The 4,248-nt window shown below is 38.5% G+C and carries 3 protein-coding genes and 2 pseudogenes; all 5 read left to right on the top strand.

Going from position 1 to position 4,248, the window contains the following annotated elements:
• The first annotated feature begins 204 nt into the window (after positions 1-204).
• Positions 205-740, top strand: a pseudogene (locus ABGX27_00995) (IS5/IS1182 family transposase).
• Between the two features lie 62 nt (positions 741-802).
• A complete protein-coding gene (locus tag ABGX27_00990; GenBank protein MEO2068073.1) occupies positions 803-1,936 on the top strand; it encodes an IS256 family transposase in 1,134 nt (377 codons plus the stop codon).
• A gap of 32 nt (positions 1,937-1,968) precedes the next feature.
• Positions 1,969-2,225: pseudogene (locus tag ABGX27_00985) on the top strand (IS5/IS1182 family transposase).
• A gap of 1,050 nt (positions 2,226-3,275) precedes the next feature.
• Entirely contained in the window at positions 3,276-4,046 is a 771-nt protein-coding gene (locus ABGX27_00980; protein ID MEO2068072.1) for a hypothetical protein, read from the top strand.
• Positions 4,047-4,248, top strand: a 202-nt coding sequence (locus tag ABGX27_00975) for a hypothetical protein (GenBank protein MEO2068071.1), incomplete at its 3' end; no start/stop codon positions are given. It lies immediately after the preceding gene.

Raw genomic sequence — 4,248 nt, 5'->3', positions numbered from 1 at the left:
GGAGCTCTTAGAGGAGTCAATGCTCTCTGAGAGTGGTAGAGTTGTCTTTGAGGAGCTCCAGAAGATGGATCCAAAGTTTATTGCAAAGCTCACTCAGAGAGGGTGTTTGAAAGTTTTCGCTCCATAAAAAAAAAGTCTATCTTTTCCGGTATGAAAGCTAAAAAACTCAACTTCCAATAAGTATTCAAACTCACACAGAGCTACATGCACCAAAGAGGATAGGTTCTAATAAGATACTTGTATCTCTTTAGTGACGAAAAGTGAAAGACCAAAGATACCTAGCCGAAATAATCCTTACCTTCCTTTTCCTCCAAGTAGCTTGGAGACTTTCATTCAGAGACCTTGAATACTTGGCTGTTCAGGTGTTTGGAAGAGAGAACGTTCTGGATTTCTCGACTTACTACTACTACCGCCTAAAACAACTTCCCCTGGTTCTCCTTATAGACTTCTTCAATTTCATCTCCAGCAGACTTTTGAGGAGATACCTTAGTCAAGTTAGGTTCCTGATAATAGACGGTAGTGGATTTAAGTAAGATGAGATTTATCCTTGAAGATACTGCGGGGCAAGGAGATAAAAAAGGTCAAGAGCCACGTTAAGACAGTTGTTCTGAGCGTTCATTTGAGAAACGGCAAAAGGTTTGTTCTTACTGTTCTGCTCGATGAGAGCTATGATTCGGAAGTTAAGCTTAGGAGAATTTATACGGAAAGCTTTGAGAGGAAGCCCTCTATTGGGAGAAAAAACTTGATGGAGTAACCTCCTGGGGAACAACCCCAAAATACCCCAGTCCCCAGGAGGTGAGAAATGGAACTACGGAGGATTTTACCAGACCTCATTAAAGAAGTGGTAAAGCAAACTTTGGAATCAATCATGGTAGCGGAAAGAGAAGTATTCCTCAGACAAAACGGAGGAATCAAAAACGGCTTCTACCTTAGGAACTTAGATACTGTCATTGGTAAGCTTAAGAACCTAAGAATTCCGAGGGACAGGGAAGGAAAATTTAAAACCAAGCTGATAGAGCCTTACAAGAGGAGAGATCTCAACCTTGAAGACTTAATCCTTGGAATGTTTGCCTCCGGTATGAGCGCAAGAGCAGTAGCCCAGGCTCTTGAAAGCATATTTGAACTTAAATACTCACCTTCAACGATTAGCGAGATTAGCAAAGTAACAGTAAGTGAGATAAACAAATGGAAACATCGGAGACTCAAGAAGAGATATGCGGTGATAATGCTTGACGGTATGTGGCTATCGGTCAGAAGAGATACTGTTGAAAAAGAAGCAGTCCTTTTTGCTCTTGGTATAGATGAGGATGGGTACAGAGAAATACTTGATTTTGAAGTAAATCCATCGGAAGGAGCTGAAAGCTGGCTGGAAATGATAAAAAGGCTCTATGACCGAGGTATAAGAGAAGTCCTCCTATTTGTAGCAGATGGGGTTACTGGACTTGAAGAAAGGATAAAGGAGTACTTTCCAAAAGCAGACTTTCAATCGTGTGTAGTCCACAAAGTAAGAAATACTCTGAACAAAGTAAGAGCCAAAGACAGGAAGAAGATAGCGAAGGACTTAAAGAGGATATATCAAGCCTCTACGAAAGAGGAAGCTCTAAAGGGTTTTGAAAGGTTCAAAGAGAAATGGGAATTAAAGTATCCTAAGGTTGTAAAGTCTTGGGAACAGGAGCTTTACAAGCTTCTTACTTTTCTCAAGTATCCTGAGTCTATTCAGAGGGTGATATACACGACGAACTTGATAGAAAGGACGATAAAGGAGGTAAGGAAAAGGATTAAGGTCATAGGTGCTTTACCGTCGGTTAGTGCTGTTGAAAAGTTCGTTTATCTCAGGGTGGCAATGCTTAACGAGAGGTGGTCTAATAGGGTAGTAAACGGTTTTTTAGAAGCCAGAGAGGAAATTCAGGAAATGTTCTCCAGGAGGTACTCCTAAATGGCTTACACAAAATTATTGACACAAACAGGTTAAAGCCTTACGTAAAGGTAAGGGAGAGTTTTAGGAGTGAGATTAGGTCAGAAGTTAGGTTGAAGTGTAAGGAGCTTTTGGAGTCTGAAGGGGTTTACAGGTTTAGGGGATTGATAGAAAGTATTTTTGGAAAGATTAAGCAGGAAATAGGGAGTTATGAGAGGACGAGGAGTTTTTGGCAAAATTTATCCTCTTTAGTCTGGGTGTTCTCTTTTTTGTTTGGTGGATTTTTCAAACAGCCTCACAGCAATTTTAAAACCGTTTCTAGAAACCTGATCCCAGAAATTGAAGTCCACTTCTTTAAGTTAAGCTGAAGTTCAAGTATAAGACCTCTGTTCTTTAAAAACAAAATTCCGAATTTGTAAAGCTCCACTTTGGAATTTTTTTTTGGAGTTCAATTCTAAAAGTAGCCTTCACATACCCAAACTGGGGCTTTATCCCTTCAAAATTCGTAAGTTACCACAAGGGCATCCTACTCAGGTAACCGATCTCTCTTCTCCTACCTTACGAAAAACAAGGAACTAAGCTTTTAGATTGCTAACTAAGGCCCTACTTTAACAATTCCAAAGCTTAACAAGCTTAATCAGAGTCTTCAAAAACTTATCAGCATTGAAAGAAAGAATATCGGAATCTTGCAAGGAAGTTAGAGTTTTAGAAAGGAAATTAAGTTGAGATTTAGAAAAAAGTAGCTCTTTAGAAAAAGGCCAAAAGTAAAGCTCTATAATAGGAAATCAGCTCTAACATAGAAGAGCAAGTAGCGAAAAAAGAACTAAAAAGTAAGACGGAAAGTAAAAAAGATAAAGGAGGAAAACGGAAAGAAAAAAGAGGAAATAGACTTAAACTTGAGAAAGCTGATCCTTAAATTCAAGGATTTATACTCCTTTCTGTTATTGATGAGCAAATTTCTTCTCTTGGATTTGGGAGTTAGGTTCTAACTTTTGAGTCTAATAAAAATTCTCTAACTTCTTCTTTAAAGCTTGCTTATGTTTACCTCTTTACAAAACCTTTTTCAAAGTTCTGATCTAAAACTTAAAGCTCCAATTTCTTATTATTTCTTTGAGATTAGCTTTTAAAGCTCGCCTTACCTGTCTGAAGTAGAGTATAAAGAACCTGCTTCCGGAATAGAGATTTTGAAAGCAGGCATTCTAATTCCTTAATTTCAAGATGAAAGTTTTTATGCAGATTCTTCAATTGAATCTGTAAAGAGAATTCGGAGACTAGTACTTGAGAAAACACCAGCTAAATCTTGTAGGAATGAGAACTTACTCCTAAACTACATTACAACTACATAACTAGGAGAATTAAAATGTTTAGAAAAGATCAAAAAGACCCTACCTACTACAGTGAGTCCTTTTTCTCACTCCTCAAAGAGACAAAAACACCGTTCAATCTCAGAATTGGTCTATCCAGAAAAAGAGAAAACCTCAGAAATAACGTCATAGTCCTTGACTTCTCCATCCCAGAAAGAAAGTTCCTCATAAGTGGAGGAGAAACTTTCAAGTTCCAGGAAATAAACGAAATAACCTTTTCAGGAAGAAATGCCGTCAAGTTCTACAAGGAGATACTTCCTAACCTACCAGAATCGGAAAAACTTTTCTTCGAAGGAAAGGATATTTACATTTACCCATTTGGAGAAAAAGGGTTCATAAAAGCAAAGCTCCTCAGATTCTACCCTCACTTTTTCCTACTCCATTTAAAGCAGAAAAAGGGTAAACTTCCAAAACCTGTCCATACCTACATAGCCAAATACAAAGTTTTCACCTCTGCTTTCTCCCTTTTCAATCCCTACCCTCAAAACCTCATAAAAGAAACTGGAGAGATTTACGATAACGTAAAACCTGGAGCTTGGAGAGAGGAAGCCTTAGAGATAGGACGAATCATCTTAGAACTTGTAAAGGACCACAAAAAAGGGAAAACCTTGACCTTTGCACTTAAAGACGGTAGAGAAATAACAGGATTCTTTGACCGCAGAAAATCCTGGAGACCCTACCGTTATCCCATCTACAACCCAGAAGGGAAAGAGGTCATTCATATCTTTAAGCACGCTATTGATGACATATGGGAGGCAGAAGAATAAATGAGCAAACCCTTCGGCAACCAGAAGAGAAAAGAGGAATCAAAAATTTACGACAAAACCATTAGAAGCCTGCTCAAAGAACTTCCCACTACCTTTATGGAGCTCGTAACAGGTAAAAAACTATCCAAAGAAGCACTTAAACCCTTAGACATTAAGCTCCAGAAGGTTATAGAACGGGAAGCTGATCTCATAGTAGAAAACA

The sequence above is a fragment of the Desulfurobacteriaceae bacterium genome, from assembly GCA_039832905.1.
Taxonomy (GTDB): domain Bacteria; phylum Aquificota; class Aquificia; order Desulfurobacteriales; family Desulfurobacteriaceae; genus Desulfurobacterium.
The sequence above is the reverse complement of the archived record's forward strand: the minus strand, read 5'-3'. Positions and strand labels throughout refer to the sequence as shown.

What these genes read in the sequence shown, in the direction of transcription:
- ABGX27_00990 (MEO2068073.1), top strand. Translation starts at nt 803, where the DNA reads ATGGAACTACGGAGGATTTTACCAGACCTCATTAAAGAAGTGGTAAAG.
- ABGX27_00980 (MEO2068072.1), top strand. Translation starts at nt 3,276, where the DNA reads ATGTTTAGAAAAGATCAAAAAGACCCTACCTACTACAGTGAGTCCTTT.